This window comes from Rhodococcus sp. NPDC060090, from assembly GCF_042729855.1.
Lineage (GTDB): Bacteria > Actinomycetota > Actinomycetes > Mycobacteriales > Mycobacteriaceae > Rhodococcus.
Map to the genome: position 1 here is coordinate 63,611 of NZ_JBHWXB010000016.1, position 21,788 is coordinate 85,398.

Here is a 21,788-nt window from a genome sequence, read left to right on the forward strand (position 1 = left end):
CCGCCCTATCAGGGTACGGTCGTGCGCAGAAGCATGACGTTGTAATCGCTCCAGCGTGAGGCCGTGAAATAGAGGTCGTGTCCCGTCGACCACGGGTGGATGAACGGCGCATAGAGACCCCCGGCCTCGTCGCGGGTCACGAGCGGCCTCGGCCCACTCCACGGGCCTTCGGGCGACGGGCTGGTGCGCAGTTCGATCGCGCCGGTCGCGTCGTTGCCATAGAGCATGACGAATCGGTCGCCGGTGAAGTGCACCGACAGCTCCCCCACCGCGCCAGGAACGATCGGTACCGCACGGTCGACGTCACCCGGAATCCAGCCGTCGGCGGTCCAGTACTCGTACGCGGCGAGGTCGAGGATCTGCTGTTCGGGCACGCGGGAGAGGAACGCGGCGCCGAACCTCCCCTGCGGAGTTCCGTAGTCGTAGAGGTAACCGCCGTGTCGCACGTATGCGTGCTGCTGAAAATTGGCGTTGCCCGACGACAGCTGCTGGACGCCCGGTATATCGAGGGGAACGTTCAGCCTCGCGGTGGCCGGGTCGACATGCCAGGTCTCGCCGTTGTCGGCCGACGTGCCGATCATCGAGGCGTTGGTCCACCATTCGCCGTGGTCACCCCAGGCGCGCACCGACATGAAGTTGATGTACTGAACCCCGTCGACGGAGATTCCCGCCGTAGGGATCACGGTCTTCTCGATCCCCTCGATCCCGAGCGCCCCCACGAGCTCGCGGGAGAAATCGGGAGCGTGCGCATGCACCGGCGAGCCGGCGTGGATGTCGCCGGGAACCGGATCGGGTACATCGATGCCGTCGGTCAGGTTCGTGTCGCCACTGCGCATGAGGACGTTGTGGCGCCATTCCTCACCCGGGGCGGAACAATCTCCGAAGGTGTCGCCGAAGGCCATGAGGATTCTGCGATCCGGTTCCGCTGCGCCGTTGTCCCACATGATGGCCAGGTCCGTGCCCGAGACGGAGAACCGCGCATCGGTCCGGTTGTCGCTGTGTGGTCCGGTGAGCCACGCGACGGCCCGCGTAGGTCCGGATCCCAGGTCGGGGAGCCGATCCTTCGGCTCACCGGGCAGAAGATCGGCGCTGCCGCCGCTACCGAACCCGCTACCGCTGGGACGCTCGTGGCTGCACGGCTCGGCGCCCGCCTGCGCTGCGAGCGGCACCGTCCCACCGAGTGCGAGGACGAGGGCGCAACCCCCGACGACTGCCGGTCTCATCGGCCTCATCGACACGCCCCTCACAGCTCGCCTGTTACTCGTGTTACTGGTGATGCCAAAGTTTCCACTGAGCACGATAAGCGGGTGTGACGCGAGTGCGGGGAACAACTGGTTTCGATCAGGTCACGAACACGCCGTCATCGTGTCCGTCCAGCACGTCCCCGCCTTCCATCCCGGGCAACGCACACAGCACGGACATCCCCGTGGGCGACGCCCGGTAATGCGCGTTACACTGCTTGGCATGCAGCGTGCGCTTCTTCTCGGCCGCCGCGGCGGGATTTGACCAGACCGGCCTCCCGTCGCGGGGTTTCGTCGCGCCGGTCGATATCCTGATCTGGACTCACAAGTCCCCTTTTTCTTGGAGTACGTCATGTCACCCGCCGACGCTTTCACCTCCGGTTCGCGCAACATCACGCCGCCGACCAAGCCCGCTCCCGCCGACCAGGCAGCATGGAACAAGCAGAAGAACTCGTCCATGCCCACCTACCGTTACCGGCCTTTCGCCGAAGAGGTGGAGCCCGTCTCGCTCCCCGACCGGACCTGGCCCGACAAGATCATCGACCGCGCCCCGGGTTGGTGCGCCGTCGACCTGCGCGACGGCAACCAGGCGCTCATCGATCCGATGAGTCCGGCACGCAAGCGCCGCATGTTCGATCTGCTCGTCCGGATGGGCTACAAGGAGATCGAGGTCGGTTTCCCGTCGGCGAGCCAGACGGATTTCGATTTCGTCCGGGAAATCATCGAGGACAACGCCATTCCCGATGACGTGACCATCCAGGTCCTGACGCAGTCGCGGCCCGAGCTGATCACCCGCACCTTCGAGGCCTGCGCCGGTGCGCAGAACGTGATCGTGCACTTCTACAACTCGACGTCGATCCTGCAGCGCCGCGTCGTGTTCAGGGCAGACCAGGCCACCGTCAAGAAGATCGCTACCGACGCCGCTGAATTGGTGATCGAGACGGCGAAGAACTACCCCGACACGAACTGGCGGTGGGAGTACTCGCCCGAGTCGTACACCGGCACCGAGCTGTCGTATGCCAAAGAGGTCTGCGATGCGGTCGTCGAGACGCTCGGCGGCACCCCCGAGAACCCGGTCATCATCAATCTGCCCGCCACCGTCGAGATGGCGACGCCGAACGTCTACGCCGACTCGATCGAGTGGATGCACCGCAACCTGGCCGCACGCGACTCGATCATCCTGTCGCTGCACCCGCACAACGACCGGGGCACCGGAGTTGCCGCAGCCGAGCTGGGATACCAGGCCGGCGCCGATCGCATCGAAGGCTGCCTATTCGGTAACGGTGAGCGCACCGGCAACGTGTGCCTGGTGACGCTGGGCCTGAACATGTTCAGCCGGGGCGTCGATCCCCAGATCGACTTCTCGGACATCGACGAGATCCGACGGACCGTCGAATACTGCAACCAGCTGCCCGTCCCGGAGCGTCACCCCTACGGCGGCGACCTGGTCTACACCGCATTCTCCGGCAGCCACCAGGACGCAATCAACAAGGGTATGGACGTCATGAAGGCCGACGCGGACGCTGCGGGCGCCGACGTCGACGACATCACCTGGGCGGTTCCGTACCTGCCGATCGACCCGAAGGATGTCGGCCGCAGCTACGAGGCCGTGATCCGCGTGAACTCGCAGTCCGGCAAGGGCGGCGTCGCGTACATCATGAAGCACGACCACGGACTGAACCTGCCGCGTCGACTGCAGGTCGAGTTCTCACAGGCCGTACAGAAGGTCACCGACGGCGAAGGCGGTGAGGTCAGCCCCAAGGAGATGTGGGACATCTTCAACGAGGAGTACCTGGCCCCCATCACCCCGCTCGAGCGCATCAAGCAGAAGGTGACCGCTGCCGAGACCGACGACGGCGAAGACACCGTGGTCGCAGTCCTGAAGGTGGACGGCGTCGAGAAAGAGATCACCGGCTCCGGCAACGGACCGCTGGCAGCGTTCGTCGACGGGCTGGAATCCCTCGGATACCAGGTGGCCGTGCGCGGCTACGCCGAGCACGCGATGTCCGCCGGCGACGACGCCAATGCCGCTGCATTCGTCGAAGCCGACGTGACACGGCCCGACGGCACCACCGCGCTGGTGTGGGGTGCAGGCATCGCGCCATCGATCACCGTCGCGTCGCTGCGCGCGATCGTCTCGGCAGTGAACCGCGCCCACCTCTGATCCGATAATTCGACCGCACGAACGCGGCGGGCCCGGTCGGGCCCGCCGCGTTCGCCGTCTGCGCCACAGAATCTCGACTGCTCAATACCCCTGCACACGGACAATCAGGGCGGTAATCTGCGGATGGCATCTCGACAGCCGTCGCACTTTCACAGGCAGGGAAAGTACGATACTCCGTCGATATCCGAATTCGGTTCGTGCACAGGATGGTCCATCAAAAGACGGAGAGTCGCATGGAATTCTGGGACATCATCTGGTACATCATCGTCTGCTTCGCATTCATCGCCTACCTGATCATGCTGTGGATGATCATCAGCGACCTGTTCCGGAATCGGGAGCAGTCGGGCTGGGTGAAGGCCATCTGGATCGTCTTCCTGTTCATCGTGCCATGGCTCACGGCGCTGGTGTACCTGATCGTGCACGGTGACGGAATGGCGAAGCGGTCGGCCCGCGAAGCTGCCGAATTCAAGTCGGCACAGGACAATTACATCCGGGATGTCGCAGGGAAGTCCCCCGCCGAGCACATCGCAGATGCAAAGGCACTGCTCGATGCAGGCACGATCACCGAGGACGAGTTCCAGTCGCTCAAGGCAAAGGCGCTCGCCTGATCTGCACAACACCGGCCTGATCTGCACGATCGATCCGCGACGCCGCGGTGCGGAACGCATCCAGCACCGCGGCGACCGCGGGGCGCTCCATTGACCCGTGGCGCGTCACGAGTTCGTAGATCCTCGCCGCACGCACACCGGCAATCCGTACCCGTACCACGCGCGGATGCTGCACCGAGTACCTCGGCATCAGCGCAACGCCGCGGCCGGCGGCAACCAGTTCCTCGATGACATGGAAATCGTTGATGCGGTGCACCACTCGGGGTTCCACTCCGGTCACGGCGGTGACGGACAACAAGACGTCGTCCACCGGGAACCCTCCTCGCACACTGATCCAGTTCTCGTCCGCGAGATCGCCGAGCCGGACTTCGTCGCGGCCTGCGAGACGGTGGGCGGGTGGGAGCACGAGATCGATCGGTTCACGCAGCAACCCGGTTGTCGCGACACGCGGCCCGCTCAGCGCCGGAGCGCGTTCGTCCCTGTGGGTGAGGACCACGTCGTAATCAGCCAGCAGGGGCGGCACTGCGGAGGCAGGCACGTCCTCGTCCTGCGCGTCGATGTCCACGCCGCTGTCCGTCACGAGGTCCAGCACGGCGGGCAGTAGCAATGCTGCACCCGACGGGAACAGTGCAATGCGCACGCGACCGCGCGGTGAGGTCCGGAAGGCCGCCATCTCCGCATCAGCTCGGTCGAGCGCGGTGATCACGTCGTCGGCACGCACGACGAGGGCCTGACCCGCATCGGTGAAGCGCAGCCTGCGACCGGACGGTTCGAGAAGCGGGACGCCTGCTTCACGAGCCAGGATCTTGAGCTGCTGGGACACCGCCGACGGGGTCATCGACAGCGCCACCGCGGTCGCGGCCACCGTGCCGCGGTCAGCGAGTTCGCGCAGAATCCGCAACCGTGTCGCATCCATGAAGTAAATCTACACATTTACTTAAGAAAGTTTAGATTGTCGATATTGTTTCTATAGCGAACAATATCTGGGTGACCACCCGCGCCCGCATCCTCGCTCTGACCGTCGTCCTCCTGTGGGGATGCAACTTCCTCGCCATCAGGGTCGGGATCGATCACTTCCCGCCGATTTTCTTCGCGGGCCTGCGGTTCCTCGTCATCGCCATCCCCGTCGTGCTGTTCGTACCGCGCCCCACGGTGCATCTGCGCTGGCTTCTGCTCTACGGCCTGGCGTTCGGATTCGCGCAGTTCGGCTTCCTGTTCTGGGCGATGAACGCGGGACTCGCTACCGGTCTTGCGTCGTTGGTCCTGCAGTCCGCCGCCCCGATGACCGTCGCTCTCGGTGCACTGCTCCTCGGCGAACGACTCGGGCGCATCCAGGTGATCGGGCTCGTCGTCGCCGTCGCGGGAATGCTCCTCGTCGCAGGAGCACAGGGCGGCAACAGCGTCGGACTCGTACCCCTTCTGTTGGGCCTGCTCGCCGGCCTGTCGTGGGCAATCGCCAACATCGCGACCCGCAAGGCGAAGTCCACCGAACCGATGAAACTGATGTCCTGGATGTGTGTGATCGCCACCATCCCACTGTTCGCGGTGTCGTGGATCGTCGAAGGCCCCACCGCCGGCTGGGCCGCGCTCGGATCCTCCTTCTCGACCGGCGAGGGACGCATCGCACTCGTCGGCCTCGCCTACACCGCCGTCGCCGGCACCGTCGTCGGCACCGGCATCTACGTCGCCCTTCTCGGCCGTTACCCGGCAAGCACCGTGGCCCCGCTGTCGCTGATGGTGCCGATCGTCGGGTTCACGGTCGCGTGGCTGGCACTCGGCGAGGTACCGACACCGCTGACCATCGTCGGCGGGCTCGTGGTCATCGCCGGAGCGCTGGTCGCACAGTCGGCCGGACGCCGCACTGCAGGCGCCATCCCCGGCCGAGCGAATGGCACATTGCATCCGATGACGGGCTGTTGCAAAATCGCGGGTCGGTCCCCGCCGTGTCACAACGGGGCCTGACCTGCGATTTCATGTAGAATCTGTTGGTGGCCAAAGGATATCGACCCGTCGACCGCGACCAACAGTTCCTGATCCCCCCGGACATGCGCGACTGGCTCACCGCCGACCACCCCGTCTGGACGGTCATCGACATCATCGACCGGATCGACACCACCGCCTTCCACAAGAACGCCAAGACCGGTGGTGCCGGACGCGCCGGCTACCACCCCGACATGCTGCTGACCCTGCTGGTGTGGGCATGGTCCCGCGGAGAACGCTCCTCCCGCCGCATCGAACGACTGTGCACCGAAGACGTCGCCTACCGGGTCATCTGCGCCCAGGACATCCCCGACCACGTCACGATCGCCCGATTCCGCACAACCCACGCCACCGCCTGCGAAGACCTGTTCACCCAGGTCCTGATGCTCGCCGCCGGCCTGGGGTTGGGCCGACTCGAAACCATCGCGTTGGACTCGGTCAAGATCGCCTCCAACGCCGGGACCAGCGCCAACCGCACCGAATCGTCCGTGCGAGCCGAAGCAGCCGAAGCAGCCGAAGCGGCTCGGGCACTGGCGGCAGCGGCGGTGGCCGCGCACGAGGCCACCGACACCAGCGAAGACGACGAGCACGGCCCCGACCGGCCCGGACCCGGTTCGGTCCCCCCGCCGTTGGCCGATCCGCGGTCGCGGGCAGCGCGGATCAGCGAGGCGATCGCGGTCCTCGACTCCGCTCGCGCCGCCGAACAGCAGGCCCGGGCCGACAAGGACACCTCGGCACGGGCGTATCTCGAGCAGGCCCAGAGCGCAGCGATGCCGAAGGGATTACCGCCGGCCTCGGTGGCGGTCGCGGCAGCACAGTTGGCGCTGGAGAAGGCATTGGCGGCGCATGCTGCGAAGGTGGCACGCTATGAGCAGCGGAAGGCCGAGGCGGCCGCGAAAGGCCACAAGTACGGTGGCTGGGTGATCCGACCGGCCGAGCAGGACCCGAAAGTGATCAAGGCCCGGACGAGGCTGGCTCGCGTCACCGAAGCAGCGAAGGCTGCGGTCGCGGCACACGCCGATCCTGACATCGAGGACCGGTCGGAGCGGGTGGTCAACACCACCGATCCGGAGTCCGGGTTGCAACCGTTGCGGGGCGGTAACTGGTTGCAGGGATTCAACTGTCAGGCTGTGACCAGTGGTGACGGGGTGATCATGGCGGTATCGGTGGCGGTCAATCCGACCGATGCGCCGACGTTCGTGCCGATGATGCAGGCCGCGGTCGCTGCTGCCGAGACGATCACCGCCGCCCGCACCGCCGGGACCGGTACCGACGGCGAGGGGATCGGGGTGTTGCTCGCCGACGCGGGGTATTTCTCCGAGGCCAACGTCACTGCGCCGGGACCGGACCGGTTGATCGCCCGCGGGAAGGGCCGGTATCTCGAACACGCGGTAAGGGACACACCGACGTCGGGACCACCGCCGGCCGGGGCGTCACCGGTGGAGGCGATGGCACATCGGTTGCGGACCGAGGAGGGAATCACGACTTACCGCAAGCGTTCTCATATTGCGGAGACTCCGTTCGGGCATGCCAAGCACAATCTGAATTTTCGGCGGTTCACCGGGCGGGGGTTGGTTCGTGCTCGTGGTGAGTGGAGTTTCCATGCTGCGGTGCACAACATCGGCAAGATCCTCACGCTGGTGGGTGGGGGCGGGTTGCCGGCCACGGTGTGAGGTGGTGGTCCCGGGGCGGGGAGTGCCCGTCCCGGGAACCGTCGATTCATTGTGTGGTCGCGAGCTGTCGGAAATTCGCAACAGCCCGATGAACGAGACGAATGATTCATTCGCTCGGGTCGGGCAGGGTACGAGGACGTAACACACCTGTGGAAAACTCGGCGCGTGGCTACAACGACGGGGATCTCGGTGCGCGGACGCATCGCGCTACGCGCAGCCGAAGCGGCTGGGTGGGCATCACGCAAGGCCGGACGCGGTAACGGATCGATGATTGGCGGGCTCATCGCCCTCAAAATCGATCCCGGCCTGATGACGCAACTCGGTCGCGGGCGCCGCACCGTGCTCGTCACCGGCACCAACGGTAAATCCACCACTACGCGCATGACCGCGGCGGCGCTCGAGACCCTCGACGCTGTCGTGACTCAGCCCGACGGTGCGAACATGGACGCGGGCATCGTCTCGACGCTCGCCGCCAACCGCACCGCTCGGCTCGCCGCGATCGAGGTCGACGAACTGCACACCCCGCACGTCGCCGACGCGCTCGCGCCCGAAGCGATCGTGCTGCTCAACCTCACCCGAGATCAACTCGATCGCGTCGGCGAGATCAACATGATCGAGCGCAGACTTCGCGCCGGGCTGCAGAGCCACACCGGCGCGACGATCATCGCCAACTGCGACGACGTGCTCGTGACCTCCGCCGCGTTCGACAACCCGAACGTCGTGTGGGTTGCGGCCGGAGCGGGATGGGCCGGCGACTCCGTCAGTTGCCCCCGCACCGGCGAACCCATCGTGCGCGACGGCGACCACTGGTACAGCACGGGATCGGACTTCGCCCGTCCGACGCCCGACTGGTGGGTCGACGAAGACAATCTCCACGGGCCCGACGGGCTCGTCCTGCCTTTGAAACTGACCCTGCCCGGGCGTGCGAACCGCGGCAACGCGGCGCAGGCCGTCGCCGCCGCCGTCGCACTCGGTGCAGATCCCGCGAAGGCTGCGGCAGCGACATCCGTGGTCGAAGAAGTCGCGGGACGATACAAGACCGTGCAGGTCGGGCCACATTCGGTCCACATGCTCCTGGCGAAGAACCCTGCCGGCTGGCAGGAAGCACTGTCGATGATCGATCCGACCGTCGACGGCCTGGTGATCGCGGTCAATGGTCAGGTGCCGGACGGCGAGGACCTGTCGTGGCTGTGGGATGTACGTTTCGAACACTTCGAGAATGTGCAGGTGGTCGCCGCAGGTGAGCGCGGCACCGACCTCGCCGTGCGGCTGACATACGCAGGAGTCGAGCACACACTCGTCGCGGATCCGCTGCGCGCCATCGCCTCGTGCCCTCCCGGACGCGTCGAGGTTCTCGCCAACTACACGGCGTTCCGGGATCTGAACACCGCGATTGCCAAGGGGGCTACGAATGTCTGAGTCGACAGTGCGGATCGGCCTCGTCCTGCCCGATGTCATGGGCACCTACGGCGACGGAGGCAACGCACTGGTGTTGCGTCAGCGCCTCCGGATGCGCGGCCACGACGCGGAGATCATCGAGCTCGGACTGAACGATTCGGTCCCCGACTCACTCGACCTCTACACGCTCGGCGGTGCCGAAGACGCCGCGCAACGCCTCGCGACACGTCACCTCCAGCGCTATCCCGGTCTGCAGCAGGCGGCGGAACGCGGTGTACCCGTCCTGGCGATCTGCGCGGCCATCCAGGTACTCGGACACTGGTACGAGACCTCGTCCGGCGAACGGGTCGACGGTGTGGGTCTACTCGACGCGACGACATCGCCGCAGAAGACTCGGGCAATCGGCGAGGTCGTCATCACCCCGGGCGTCGCCGGTCTTACCCAACCGGTGTCCGGTTTCGAAAACCACCGGGGCGGTACAACACTCGGAGGCGATGCGCACCCTCTGGGGAAGGTTACCCGCGGCGTAGGTAACGGTGTCGGCGACGGAAACGAAGGCGCGGTGCAGGGTTCGGTCTACGGAACGTACCTGCACGGCCCGGTACTGGCACGCAACCCCGAGTTCGCCGACCACCTGCTCGCCCGCGCCCTGGGCGTCGAATCACTGCCGCCACTCGACCTTCCCGAGGTCGAACAACTCCGCCGGGAACGACTGCGCGCGTAGCGGGTTCATCCCTGCGCAACGTGGGCGAGGATCAGGTCGGCGAGCTCGTTCGGCGCCTCGTCGGGGATCCAGTGACTGATCCCGGTGAGCGTTTCGAGCCGGTAGGGCGCCGACACGTACCGCGGTGTGGCGTCGACGGCGGCGCGTCCGATCGCGACGTCGGAGTCGCTCCACACCATGAGCGTGGGCACGTCGACACGACCGAGAGCCGACCGCGGGTCGGTCAACGGAATCGCGCGGTACCAGTTCACCCCACCCCGCACTGCCAGCGGATCGGTCATTCGTTCCATATCGCGCGCGGCGGCCGCGGGCAGCTGTCCCGTCCGTCGCAGGACCGCTCTGCTCACCGCCGGAATGGTCAGCAGTTTCTCCGGGAGCCAGGGCAATTGGAACGCCAACATGTACCAGGATTTGAACAGTTGAGTGCTGGTGACCATCGACCGCAGGAATGCAGCGGGGTGCGGCACGGATACCGCGGTCAGTGTGTGCACCGCGTGCGGATGCCACGCGGCTACCGCCCACGCGACAGCGGCACCCCAGTCATGTCCGACCAGGTGCACCGGCCCGTCGCCCGTCGCGTCGATGAGCGTGATCGTGTCGTCGGCGAGGAGCTGAAGCCGGTAGTCGCGGCGGCAGTGCGGACGTGCACCCGGTGAGTACCCACGCTGATCGGGGACGATGGTGCGGTATCCGGCGTCGTGGAGCCGTGGTACCACCTCGCTCCAGGATCGCGAATCCTGGGGAAACCCGTGCAGAAGCACGATCCGCTCACCGTCGATCGGGCCGTCGTCTCGCACGTCGAATGTCAGACCGTCGCGCACGACCGTACCGATACGTTCCCCCACCGCGTCCCTTCCGACCTCCCCTGAACAGGGGTTCGGCCCGTTGATTCGCTTTACGCGATCTACGGGCCGGATCTCTGCTTCACGAGCCTCTGTCGTCCTCGGACGTCTGCTCGATTCGCACCTTCAATGTTATCTACATCACACCCGTTCGTCAAGGGCCGCTTTCTCGATGTACGAACTCTGGCGCCGGTGCGGCTACGCTTCGGTGGCCTTCACCAGAATCCGCGAGGGAACATGGTTCGCCCACCCGGAATCCGGCCAGTTGAACCATCCCGACGATGCGAACGTCCCTCCGTCCGGGTGCAGTGTCGTGCCGGTGATGAACGACGACAACTTCGACGCCAGGAACACCACGCTGTTCGACACATCGGTGACGTCCCCCGCCCGGCCCATGGGGATCGCGATGCGAACCCCTTTCGGGGTGGACATGGACGAGTCACCACCGCCGAGCGAGGCGAGTTTGGCAAGGTTGGGTGTCGGAACATAGTCGGGCGCAACATTGTTCACCCGGATCCCATCGGGCGCAACCTCGATCGAGAGAGTGCGGGCGAACTGCTCGACAGCCGCCTTTGCAGCCGAATAGACCGCGAAACCCGGGGCGGCGCGGTGCGCTTCGATCGTCGTGAGATTGATGATGCTTCCGCCACGTCCACCGGCCTGCATTCGCGGCACCGCGAGTGAGCATGCGTGGAGCACGTGCGAGAGGTTGGTGCGCAGGATGGCATCCCATCCTTTCGCGTTGGTGTCGACGAAGGGTGCTCGGAACGTGCCGCCGACGATGTTGACGAGGGTGTCGACGCGCCCCCAACGCTCGTCGACCTGCTCGAACAGCTCTGTCAGCGCGTCGGGATCGCGGGCGTCGCCCTGCGTGACGAGGTGGTCGACGCCCTGCGTGTCGAGCACATCGCGTAGTTCTTTCACCGCGGTGTCGTCGAGGTCGATGACGGCGGGACGTACCCCGTTCGCGGCGAGGTCCGCCACGATGGCGGCACCGAGGCCTCCGGCCCCGCCGGTGACCACCGCAACCGTCCCGTCGAGCCCCGCACGTTCTTCGAACCAGCCCATCACACTCATCCTCTTCCGATGTAGGTGGCGCCGAAGGACTCAAGGAAATCTGTGGTGGCCGAGAGCCCTTCGACGGGACACGACACAAGCACCCAATCGACGCCTGCCTTCTCGAGCTGGTCGAGCACGTCGCGATGACGGTCGGCCTCGACGGACGACAACATGATTTCCTGGCTGTACGAGTAGACGACGTCGATGTGGTCGGTGCGGCCGGCCGTGACCGCCTGTGCGCGGAGCTCGGCGATCTCGCCGCCGAGCTGCTCGACCGGGCCGAGCTCTGCGGTGCGCGCTGTGGTGCTCAGCGTCGCGCCGCCGGACATCGGCATCCAGCCCTGTGCTCGCTGCGCGACGCGTCGTCTGGTCAGTGCGGAGTTGCCTCCGATCCAGATCGGGATCGGATCCTGGACGGGGCGGGGTCGGGCGATGATGTCCTGCGCGCTGAAGTGACGCCCCTGATACGAGAAGGGCTGGCCGCTCCAGTGCAGCGGGAGCACGTCGAGAGCCTCGTCGAAGAGGGCGTTGCGCTCGTCGAAGTCGACGCCGAGAGCGTGGAATTCACGCTTCTGATATCCGGTTCCGATGCCGAGGGTGAATCTGCCGCCGGATAGCTTGTCGAGGGTGGCTGAGGCCTTCGCGAGCAGGAATGGATTGCGGTAGGGAACCACAGCGAGATAGGTGAGCAGCCTCAGTCGCTCGGTCGCGGCGGCCACGTAACCGAGTGCCACGAGCGAATCGAGGGTTTGATGCCCGCCGCGGTCGAGCCACTTCGCGCCAGGCGCCGGGTGCTCACTGAACGAGAGTGCATCGAACCCGGCCTGCTCGGCGGCGACGGCGACGTCGCGCAACGGACCTGGATCGAGGACATCGCCGTCAGAACCGTTGATCTCGGGGTAATGAAAGATGAAGCGCATTGCCTACCTCGTCGCACCTGAGAACCCAACCGGGATTCTGAATCGAGAAAACCATCCTTTCGATTCAAGATAGTCGGATTCTCACATGATGCAACAGAGCCTCCCGGGGCTGTTCTGGGTCCTCGGTGTCGCTACTTCGCGTCGGCGCCGTCGAGCATCCACGTGTCGTCGATGCGCTTCAGAGTGATGAGGAATCTCGTCGCGTCGGTGCGGCCCTCGGGGACGACGACATTCTTGACATCCTGATCGAGGAACACGAGCACGGTCGCGGTGTCGCCGTCGAGCGTTTCGAGTCCGGCGTGGGAGACCGTCGCGACCGACGAACCCTGCCCGTTTTCCACAAGTTCGCGCAGGTCGCCCGCGACACCCGAGTACTTCGCCGCGAACTCCTCGGTGGAGGCCGCGGTCACGGCGCTGAGAGAGTCGTCGAACGATTGGTAGTCGTAGGTGCCCAAGGTGGTCGCATACTCGCGGGCGGCGTCGACCGCCTCGGTGCGCAACGACTCGGTCTGCCCTGCCTGCCACCACTGGAAACCGAAGAAGCCGGCGGCGACGGCCAGCAGCACGATCACCGCACTGGACACCGCTCGTCCGACTCCGCCGCGACGTGCAGGATTCTCAGCCGGATCTGCCGCAGTATCGATCCGGTCCGATGTATCGGTCGGGTTCTCGTCAACCATCAATTCCCCAGTCCTTCCAGGAGTTTCTGCCAGTAGTTCAGCACCTCGACACCCGTCGGGATCAAAAGAGGATCGTCCGCCATGTCGGGGCCCGACACAGCACCCGGAGTGGTTTGCCCCTGCAGGCCCAGATCATCGGGCCTCGGCGCGACACGGGCGCCGCGCTGGGACAGGTCTTCGCCGGGAGGGCAGTACAGAGACCGGTTGGGCTCACGCGGGCTTTCGTCACCGATCACCATCCGCTGGGTGTCGTAGACACAGACCGGCCCCTGCGTCCCGACCAGCGAGAAGTCGGCCCGGTCGCCCTTGACGATTCCAGAGAGATCGGCGAGCGTCGCGGGCATCGCATCGAGGAGCGCCGTCACTGCCGGCGTGCGCGGGGCGGCCACTTCCCCCACCGTGACGAGGTTCGTCATGAGCACGCCGAAGTTGTCCTTCGTACCGGCGAACAGCTCTTCGGCGCGCGCAAGTGCATCCGGTGATCGGTCGAGCAGATAGACCAGTGAATCCCTGCTCCCGACGAGCTGGTCCGACACGTCGCGGAACGCACGCATCGAGCCCGGGAATCCTTCCGAATTCCGCGCGAGAGAATCGATCAGCCCCAGGCCTTCGTCGAGCAGCGTCGCGATAGTCGGTGCGCGTTCCGCGACCATCGTCGACAGAGCGTCGGCGTTCTCGAGCAGTGCCTGCAGTTCGGGTCCGCTGTCGCGGAGCGCGGTACCCCAGGTGTCGCCCAACGACACGATCGAATCGGCGTCGACACTCTCGATGAGCTCGGTCATGTGCACGAGCAACTCGTCGAGGCGCATGCCCTGCATCTCCTCCGGAACCTCGAGGGTGTCGCCGCTCTGGAGATACGGTCCGTCCGCGGTCTCGGGCTCGATGTCGAGCGCGAGGATGCCGATGGCTGTCGTGGTGGAGACCCTGCCGACGCTACCGACCGGGATCTGCGTTCCGGGGTCGAGCGAGAGTGCCGCTGTGGACCCGACACCGCCCGGGTTGATCGTGACCGACTCGACCGTCCCCACCGCGACACCGCGGTAGGTGACCGAGGTACCCGGTCCGATGCTGCGTGCGTCGGCCAGTTCCGCCGTCAGTTCGACGGCACCGCCGAAGCTCTGCGGGCCGAGCACGTACCGGACACCGAACACGGTCGCGAAGACGCCGACCAGCACGAACGCGACAAGCTGAATGAGAACGGGGCGGGTCATCGGGTTGCCCCCTGCAGCAGATCGGTCAGGGTCGACGCGATGTCGGGCGGCGGCGATGATGTGTCGGTCTCGGCGCCGGGCGGCATACCGCCGGTGATGAGCAGGTCGATCGCGGCAGGAATGTCGAAGGCGCCGTCGAACAGCAGGTAGTCGCCGCGTACAGCCGAGTTGAAGCCGGTGATGAAGTCGTTGACGTTGACGAGCATCGACCCCACCGTCGTGTTGAAGTCGCGGATTCCCGCGGTGATCTCTGCGAGGTCGTCGACCGCCACACCGATCGTGGCGTGGTCGGCCATCACCGTGTCCATCGACGACACCGCTGTCGCCGTACTCGACACCAATGTCCGGAGATCCTGTTGTTGCGCGGCGAGGAGTCCGATCAGGTCAGCGCTGTCGGTGATCCCGTTGTCGATCAGTTCCTGCTGCTGCGCAAGCCGCGCGGTCACCGAATCGACCGCCGCGAGTGTCCGCTCGAAGTACTCCGTGTTCTCGTCGGCCAGAGCCATCGTGGAGTCGAGCGCGGTGAGCATCGTGCGAATCGACTCCCCTCGGTCGCCGAAGGCAGCATCGAGTTCGGTGGTGATGGTGCGGAGCTGGTCCAGTCCACTGCCGTTCACGACGTTGCCGAGCATCGCGAAGGTGCTCTCGATGTCGGGGCCGAGCTCGGTCCGGGTGATGGTGTCTCCGTCGGCGAGAAGTTCCTTCGACGCCTCTTCCGGCATGTCCATCTGAATGTAGGGGCTGCCAAGAGCAGACGGTAGTCGTACGGACGCACCGACGTTCACCGGCAGATCCACGGAATCGGTCAGGCTGAGTTCGACGAAGGCCTGCCGACCGTCGGTCGACATCGAGTACACGCGACCCACGATGGCCTGCCCGGCTCGAACCTCGGCACCGAGGTCGACGCGGTCGGCGCTCCCGAAGATCGCGGTCACGGTGTAGGTGGAGCCGGGGCCGGTCCGGCCCATGGGCAGACTCTGGAAGCTCAGGCCGCAGCCGGACGTCAGCATCCCGACCGCCGCAACGAGCCCGACAACCACTGTCCTACTCCGCATCATCGCGGACCTCCCTCGCCCAGCGCGCGATCCAACGATTCGGGCACGAGGTCCTCGTAGGGATCGGACAGGTCGAACGGCACGGTGATCGGATTCGTGAAACCTGCACCGGTACACAGCGGCAGCGGTTCGCGGGCACACAATTCCTGCGCGCGCGGGAACTGGCTGATCTGCGTCGAGATGTTCAACCGGATCCTGCCGCGCCCGTTCTCACCGATCGCCTGGTCGATGTTCTGCATGGCGAGCGGCAGGACATCGAACAGTTCCGCGAATCCCACCTCGTTCGCGGCGAAGGTATCGGTGAGGGCGCGGGCATTCGCCATGATCTCCCGGGCGTCGCCACCTCGCTCGGCGAGGAGTGTGTCGAGCTGATCCAGGATCGTGGTCAGCTGTGTGATCGGTGCCGAGACATCGATGTTCTGCCGCTGAAGTTCCTCACCGAGTTCGGCGACGCCGTCTACGAGTGACTCGAGGGATCCCTCACGAGAGTTCACCGCGTGCACCGCGGTCCCGAGATCGTCGATGAGTTCGCCGATGTCTTCCGACTTTGCGCCGACCACCGATGTCGCCTGGCTGAGCGCGACGATCGCCTGGTTCATCTGCTCACCAAGACCTTCTGTGGCATCCGCGGACACTTCCAGCGTGCGACCGAGGTCGCCGCCCTCCGGGCCCATCGCGGCGGCGAGAGTATCGATGCTCTCGAGCATCTCGTCCCAGTTGATCGGAGAATGGCTGCGTTCGATGGGAATCACGTCGCCGTCGCCGAATTGCGCTCCGTCGCGGTAGGCGGGCGCGAGCTCGACGAACCGGTCGCTGATGACGGACGGATTCATCACGAACGCCGAGACATCCTCGGGCAGCGCGATGTCGGACGGCACGGTCATCGTCACCTCGACGTGCGTGCCTGCGGGACGCACCTCCTCGACCGTACCGACGGGAAGGCCCAGCACCGCGACATGACTACCCGGGTAGATCCCGCTCACGGTGGCGAACTGTGCGGTGACGGTGCGGGTTCGGTCGGGCCCCACGACGTACCACACTCCGACAGCGCACAACGCCAGCACCGCGAGGATCGCAACCATGCGAATGGACCATGTCTTCAGCACCGGATTCACTTGCAACCCTCCATCACTCCGATGGAGCACAGGAAATTGTCCGGAATCGGCCCGGCAGGGGCATGGACGTCGACCCACGTCCCGTTACCCGCGGCATTGGTGGCTGCGCGTAGGGCCGACGGGAATTCGAGAAGGATACGGTCGATGTTGTGGGCGTTCGCCGCAAGCGTGTCGGTCACCGAACGCATGTTCACGAGCAGCGTGTTCACGTCGTCGGAGTTGTCGGTCAGGAACGTCGCGGCCGACTCAGTGAGTGCGCGAAGGTCCTCGACCAAACCGAAGAGCGCTTCTTTTCTGACCGAAAGGATACTCACCACCGCTGTCGAGTTCTCCACCAGCGCGGCAACGTCTTCGCTCTGCTCGGCGACGATCGATGTGAGTGATTTCGAGGCCTGGAGCAGGGACGTGATTCGTGCGTCGTTGCGAACCAGCATCTGCGAGGTCGCCTCCACCCCGGCGAGCGCGGAGGAGATCTGCGCCGAATCTGCGGGCATCGTGTCGGCGAGGGTCTGCATCATCGCTTCGAGCCCTTCGACATCGAGTCCGTCGGCCACGTGCTCGGCATCGGTGGCGAGTTCGTCGAGGCTGTACGGAACACCGGTGCGCGCCAGTGGAATCAGGCCATCGTCGAGTTCACCGGCGCCGGCGGGGCTCACCGAGAGGTACAACTTACCGAGGACACTCTCGAGCTTCACCTCGGCTGTGGTGCGGTCGCCGAGGGGCTGTGACCGGTCGACTCGGAAGTCGACGATCACGCGATCGCCGGACAGTTCCATCGACTCGACGCGCCCGGCGGGGACTCCGGCCACGTAGACGGGGTCGTTCAGCTTCAGACCGGCCGCATTGACGAGTTCGGCGGTGTAGGAGTTCGTGCGGAGCCAGTACGTCACGGTCGGAGCTGCCAACGCCACCAGCATGAGGACCGCCACCAGGACCATACCGGCGACTCCCAGCACGATCGGATTCGCATTGCGGTCGTGCCTGCCAGAGAAGATCGCGGCGAACGTGTCGCGCAGTGTGCGTGCGATACCCCGAGACGTCCAACGCCGAGACCGGCTCATCGGCACACCTCCGAGTACTCGGATCCGAAGATGTTCGTCTCGAAGTCGTTCGATTCGATCGTGAAGTTGCACATATAGAGGTTGAGCCAGCCGCCGTAGTCGCCGATTCGGTTGATCTTGTGGCCGAGTTCCGGTAGTAGCGCCATCGATCGGTTGAACTCGTCGGTCTGCGGTATCCAGGCATCGGTCATTGCCCGCAGGTCGGTGACGGTGGTGTCGAGGGGTGCCATCGCACCGGACATCAGCACCGCGGTGGACCGCACCGCCGAGGAACCGCGGTCGATGAGGGCAGCGAGCTGGTCGGTGTCGCCCGCAAGCGCCTGGCCCACCACATTCATCCCGGAGATGAGTTGCGAGACTTCATTACTGCGACGGTCGATCACCGTCACCAGTTGTTCGAGGTTGACAATGACGTCGTTGAATACCTGCTCCTGCTCCGCGATGTCGGTGCTGACGGAAGCCACGCGCAAGAGCAAGGACTCGAGGGTCGCGCCCTGCCCTTGGAATGCGTCGACGACCGAAGCCGCGAGCGAGTTCATCTGTGCCGGATCGATCGCTTCGAAGAGCGGCTTGAACCCGTTGAGCAGTGCGGTGAGGTCGACGGGAGGAGTGGTCTGTTCGATCGGGATCGTCGAGCCGGGCTCGAGGATCTGCCCGGACGTGCCGTCGGGCAGGCTCAGGGCGACGTACCGGACACCGATCATGTCGCCGTAGTTGATGTCGGCGAGTACGTCGGTGGTGAGCTCGTGACCGGACTCGATCTCGAATCCGACGGCAGCACGGGATGTTCCGTCGTCCTGTGGTTCGAATCTCACATCCGATACCCGGCCGATACGCACGCCGGCGAGTGTGACGTCGCTGCCCGGTGTGAGGCCTTCGACATTGGCGAACTCCGCGGCGTAGTCGCTGGTGGACCCAGCGATGGGACGTTCCAGGGTGTTTCCGACGATGACCGCCGCGAGGACCCCGACCATGCAGAACCCGGCGAGCTGGATCCCCGGTCCGATATTCGATTTCACGGAACACTCACCGCCGTTCCTCTGACGAGCGGTCCGAGCAGGACCGAGGCTGCCGTGGACGGATCACGCAGTAGTGCTGCAGGATCAGCGGGGTCGACGCCGGCCGAGATCTGCTCGAGGAATCCGAGCGGTTCGCTCTCCTCTGCGGCCGAGACGACCTGCCCGCGACCGGTCGCCGAGGTCTGGACCGGATCACCGCAGTTCGATCCCTCCATGCCGGGGTATCGCGGGCAATCCGCGCTGGTATAGGGCATGGGGTCGGCGAAATCCGCGATAGCGGTGATGTTGAACCGTCCGGTCGAGAACACCCGCGCACCCGCTTCACCGAAAATTCCCAGGTACTCGAATGTCTCGTCGAGACCCTCCGTGTTGCCTGCGAAGGCCCCGACGACCGGTGCTCCGTTGCGGACGACCGCGATCATGTTGTCGGTGTTCGCGGAGAGCACGTCGGCTCCCTGTGCTCCTAGTACGGCGCCGCCGGAGAGCAGACGGGCGATTCCGTCCTCGTTGGCGAGGGCAATCCGCGACAGTTCCGAGGCGTTCTGCATGACCGTGATGACATCGTCGGTGGCGGCGGACATCGATTCGGCCACGGCAGCCATCTGCGGTGCCGCTGCGATGCCGGCGTCGACGAGCGGGCCCAAGTCTGCGGTGAGCGCCGCCATCCGGTCGATCGTCGCGCCCAAGGATTCTCCGCGCCCCTCCAGCGCCTGACTCACGGCGTCGAGCGCGGTGGCCAGCTGTTCGGGACGCAGCTGTTCGAGCAGGTCGGCGGCGCGATAGTAGAGGTTGGCGAGCTGCACGGCCTCATCCGACGTATCGACGGCGACCTCGGCCCCTCCCGAAAGCCGCGGGCCGATCTCCGGATTCTCCGGCGGGACGAGTTCGATGAACACGTCGCCGAACAGCGTGCGCGGCACGATCCGCACCATGACCGACGCGGGGATCTCGACGATCTTGTCCTTGCCCAGCTGCATCGTCAGGCGAGAGCTGGTGACCCCCGCATCGATACCGACGACGGAACCGACGTGCACCCCTTGGTACTGCACACCCGCGGCACCCTGGATCAGGCCCGCTTCGGCCGGCACCGTCGCCGTGACCTGTGGATCACGCGAGAGCGAGCCCGAACCCGAAGCCACGAGCAGCCCTCCGGCCACGAGCAGGACGACGGACGCAACCGCACCGATGACGGCGAGGAGACCCTTGCTCGGCCCCTCGGCCCGGTTCTTGCGTCGCATCCCGGCCCTGCTCTCGGTTCTCACTCGTTCGACGGTGGCAGTGGTCGTCACGACAACCCGACCCCCGGGATCGTCGGAACCAGCCCCCACAACGCGAATGTCAGGACCACATCGGTGATCCCGATCGCAAGGATGCTTGTGCGCAATGCACGCCCGGCGGCGCGTCCGACACCCTCGGGCCCGCCGGAAGCATAGAACCCGTACGAGCAGTGGACGATCGCGACAATGATCGCGAACACCACGGCTTTGGTGAGTGAATACCACAGGTCGGACGGCGACAATGCGAGATGGAAGTAGTAGTCGTAGGTACCCGCAGAATTTCCTTGGAAGTTCACGACGACGAGCCGGGTCGCGACATAGGAACCCAGCAGACCCACCATGTAGATCGGGATGACACACACCGCGGCCGCAATGAGGCGGGTACTTGCAAGGAACGGGACCGACTTCACGGCCATTGCATCGAGTGCGTCGATCTCGTCGGAGATCCGCATCGCGCCGAGCTGCGCGGTGAAGCCGGTGCCGACCTTGGCGGCCAATGCGATCGATGCGACGACCGGAGCGAGTTCGCGGGTGTTGGCGATCGCGGAGAGCATCCCCGAGAGCGACGTCATGCCGATGAGTTCGAGACCTCGCTGGGTTTCGACCCCCACCATCATGGCGGCGACAGCCGACATCGCGAGGACGATGCCGATCGTTCCGCCCCCGGCCAGCAGCGACGCGTAGCCGAAGCTGACTTCCCCGATGTGGCGTAGGACGTGCGAGAAATACCGGTGCAGCGCGGTGGGGATTCCGGCTATTGCACGGAAAGCGAAGACGACATGGCGGCCGACTTCGGCGAAGCCGTCTACGACGGCGGTGACGGGCCGTCCTGCTGCAGAGCGCACCCGGGTGGCAGTGGAGTACGAGATCATCAGTACGTACCCACCGCCGGAACCATCACCGTGTACATCTGGGACAGAACGGTATTCACGACGAACACCATGATGAAGGCGAGGACAACGCCTTCGTTGACCGCATCGGCGACACCACTCGGACCGCCCTTGGCATGAAGCCCCTTGAACGACGCGATGAGCGCCGACGTGACCCCGAAGCACGCCGATTTGACCATCGCCATGGCGAAGTCCGACAGCCGTCCGTACTCCGAGAGCGTGCGGAGGAATGCTCCACCGGACCCGTCGTTGAGATAGATCTCGTACAGATAGCAGGCGCCGATACCGACGACCGTGACGAGCGCACAGAGGATCATCGACACGAGCACCGCCGCGATGAGGCGCGGTACGACGAGGCGCTCGATCACGTTGAGGCCCAAGACCTCCATCGCGTCGATCTCTTCGCGGATGGTGCGCGAACCGAGGTCGGCGCAGATCGCCGAACCACCGACCCCGGCGAGCATCAGCGCGACCACCAGAGCAGCGGCCTGGCCGACGACGACGAACGACACGATCGCGCCGGAATAGGCGCCGGCGCCGAGCTGCCCGGCGAGGGACCCCACCGACACGGCGATGAGCACGCCGATCGGCAGCATGAGCAGCAGCGAAGGCCCGCTGCACACCCTCGCGATGAACAGTGCCTGCGTGATCGTCTCCCCCAGAGACAATTTCCGCCGGACGACAACACGGAACGCCGCGACGAGCGTCTCGAGCGAAAAGCCGACCAATGCTCCGATCTGGATAGCCAGATCATGCGCCGGCCCTTTCGCCTTCGGCAGCTCGAATGCCACGTTCCCCACCCCCTCGGTGTCTACTGTTCACATGCCGGGCCTCGGTAGCCGGCGCCGTATTCGTCGCCCCCGACCGCCCG

The 21,788-nt window shown here is 65.5% G+C and carries 20 protein-coding genes; 6 read left to right on the top strand and 14 right to left on the bottom strand.

The window, feature by feature from the left end; all coding sequences use genetic code 11:
- Positions 1-8: 8 nt before the first annotated feature.
- Complete coding sequence (locus ACFWCF_RS21045) at positions 9-1,223, bottom strand: DUF4185 domain-containing protein (protein ID WP_378565521.1); 1,215 nt, start codon at positions 1,221-1,223, stop codon at positions 9-11.
- Between the two features lie 370 nt (positions 1,224-1,593).
- Between ACFWCF_RS21045 and leuA the strand changes: the two genes are divergently transcribed.
- The gene (leuA, locus tag ACFWCF_RS21050) at positions 1,594-3,405 is read left to right on the top strand and encodes a 2-isopropylmalate synthase (protein WP_378565524.1); all 1,812 of its coding nucleotides are present in this window, start codon (positions 1,594-1,596) and stop codon (positions 3,403-3,405) included.
- 233 nt (positions 3,406-3,638) lie between these two features.
- Entirely contained in the window at positions 3,639-4,013 is a 375-nt protein-coding gene (locus ACFWCF_RS21055; RefSeq protein WP_378565527.1) for an SHOCT domain-containing protein, read from the top strand.
- Here the strand turns inward: ACFWCF_RS21055 and ACFWCF_RS21060 are convergent.
- Complete coding sequence (locus tag ACFWCF_RS21060) at positions 3,991-4,929, bottom strand: LysR family transcriptional regulator (protein ID WP_378565530.1); 939 nt, start codon at positions 4,927-4,929, stop codon at positions 3,991-3,993. The two genes, ACFWCF_RS21055 and ACFWCF_RS21060, sit on opposite strands and share 23 nt — an antisense overlap.
- 71 nt (positions 4,930-5,000) lie before the next feature.
- On the opposite strand from ACFWCF_RS21060, the gene ACFWCF_RS21065 reads away from it, so the two are divergent.
- The 4 genes from ACFWCF_RS21065 to ACFWCF_RS21080 all read left to right on the top strand — a co-directional run bounded on the left by ACFWCF_RS21065 (position 5,001) and on the right by ACFWCF_RS21080 (position 9,788).
- Positions 5,001-5,975 (top strand): EamA family transporter, encoded by a 975-nt coding sequence (locus ACFWCF_RS21065; RefSeq protein WP_378565533.1) that lies wholly within the window; start codon positions 5,001-5,003, stop codon positions 5,973-5,975.
- 83 nt (positions 5,976-6,058) lie between these two features.
- Entirely contained in the window at positions 6,059-7,666 is a 1,608-nt protein-coding gene (locus tag ACFWCF_RS21070; protein ID WP_378565669.1) for a transposase, read from the top strand.
- 165 nt (positions 7,667-7,831) lie between these two features.
- Entirely contained in the window at positions 7,832-9,085 is a 1,254-nt protein-coding gene (locus ACFWCF_RS21075) for a MurT ligase domain-containing protein (protein ID WP_378565536.1), read from the top strand.
- Positions 9,078-9,788 carry a type 1 glutamine amidotransferase gene (locus ACFWCF_RS21080; protein WP_378565539.1) on the top strand — a complete coding sequence of 237 codons (711 nt, stop codon included), beginning with the start codon at positions 9,078-9,080 and terminating at the stop codon, positions 9,786-9,788. The genes ACFWCF_RS21075 and ACFWCF_RS21080 overlap by 8 nt, the downstream gene beginning before the upstream one ends.
- A 5-nt stretch (positions 9,789-9,793) precedes the next feature.
- Here the strand turns inward: ACFWCF_RS21080 and ACFWCF_RS21085 are convergent, their stop codons facing one another.
- The 12 genes from ACFWCF_RS21085 to ACFWCF_RS21140 form a co-directional block, all read right to left on the bottom strand.
- Positions 9,794-10,633 (bottom strand): alpha/beta fold hydrolase, encoded by an 840-nt coding sequence (locus ACFWCF_RS21085; RefSeq protein ID WP_378565542.1) that lies wholly within the window; start codon positions 10,631-10,633, stop codon positions 9,794-9,796.
- Positions 10,634-10,828: 195 nt separating this feature from the next.
- Positions 10,829-11,698, bottom strand: a complete 870-nt coding sequence (locus tag ACFWCF_RS21090) for an SDR family NAD(P)-dependent oxidoreductase (protein ID WP_378565545.1) — start codon at positions 11,696-11,698, stop codon at positions 10,829-10,831.
- 5 nt (positions 11,699-11,703) lie between these two features.
- Entirely contained in the window at positions 11,704-12,609 is a 906-nt protein-coding gene (locus ACFWCF_RS21095; RefSeq protein ID WP_378565548.1) for an LLM class F420-dependent oxidoreductase, read from the bottom strand.
- Positions 12,610-12,740: 131 nt separating this feature from the next.
- The gene (locus tag ACFWCF_RS21100) at positions 12,741-13,289 is read right to left on the bottom strand and encodes a hypothetical protein (RefSeq protein WP_378565551.1); all 549 of its coding nucleotides are present in this window, start codon (positions 13,287-13,289) and stop codon (positions 12,741-12,743) included.
- The gene (locus tag ACFWCF_RS21105; protein ID WP_378565554.1) at positions 13,289-14,500 is read right to left on the bottom strand and encodes an MlaD family protein; all 1,212 of its coding nucleotides are present in this window, start codon (positions 14,498-14,500) and stop codon (positions 13,289-13,291) included. The genes ACFWCF_RS21100 and ACFWCF_RS21105 overlap by 1 nt, the downstream gene beginning before the upstream one ends.
- On the bottom strand, positions 14,497-15,558 hold the full coding sequence (locus tag ACFWCF_RS21110) for an MlaD family protein (protein WP_378565557.1): 1,062 nt from the start codon (positions 15,556-15,558) through the stop codon (positions 14,497-14,499). Before ACFWCF_RS21110 ends, ACFWCF_RS21105 begins: the two co-directional genes overlap by 4 nt.
- Entirely contained in the window at positions 15,555-16,670 is a 1,116-nt protein-coding gene (locus ACFWCF_RS21115; RefSeq protein WP_378565560.1) for an MCE family protein, read from the bottom strand. The genes ACFWCF_RS21110 and ACFWCF_RS21115 overlap by 4 nt, the downstream gene beginning before the upstream one ends.
- Positions 16,667-17,731, bottom strand: a complete 1,065-nt coding sequence (locus tag ACFWCF_RS21120; RefSeq protein WP_378565563.1) for an MCE family protein — start codon at positions 17,729-17,731, stop codon at positions 16,667-16,669. The genes ACFWCF_RS21115 and ACFWCF_RS21120 overlap by 4 nt, the downstream gene beginning before the upstream one ends.
- Positions 17,728-18,750 carry an MCE family protein gene (locus ACFWCF_RS21125; protein ID WP_378565566.1) on the bottom strand — a complete coding sequence of 341 codons (1,023 nt, stop codon included), beginning with the start codon at positions 18,748-18,750 and terminating at the stop codon, positions 17,728-17,730. Before ACFWCF_RS21125 ends, ACFWCF_RS21120 begins: the two co-directional genes overlap by 4 nt.
- Positions 18,747-20,039 carry an MCE family protein gene (locus tag ACFWCF_RS21130; protein ID WP_378565569.1) on the bottom strand — a complete coding sequence of 431 codons (1,293 nt, stop codon included), beginning with the start codon at positions 20,037-20,039 and terminating at the stop codon, positions 18,747-18,749. The genes ACFWCF_RS21125 and ACFWCF_RS21130 overlap by 4 nt, the downstream gene beginning before the upstream one ends.
- Positions 20,036-20,899 (bottom strand): MlaE family ABC transporter permease, encoded by an 864-nt coding sequence (locus ACFWCF_RS21135; protein WP_378491629.1) that lies wholly within the window; start codon positions 20,897-20,899, stop codon positions 20,036-20,038. The genes ACFWCF_RS21130 and ACFWCF_RS21135 overlap by 4 nt, the downstream gene beginning before the upstream one ends.
- Positions 20,899-21,708 carry an MlaE family ABC transporter permease gene (locus tag ACFWCF_RS21140; protein ID WP_378565572.1) on the bottom strand — a complete coding sequence of 270 codons (810 nt, stop codon included), beginning with the start codon at positions 21,706-21,708 and terminating at the stop codon, positions 20,899-20,901. The genes ACFWCF_RS21135 and ACFWCF_RS21140 overlap by 1 nt, the downstream gene beginning before the upstream one ends.
- Positions 21,709-21,788: the final 80 nt, after the last annotated feature.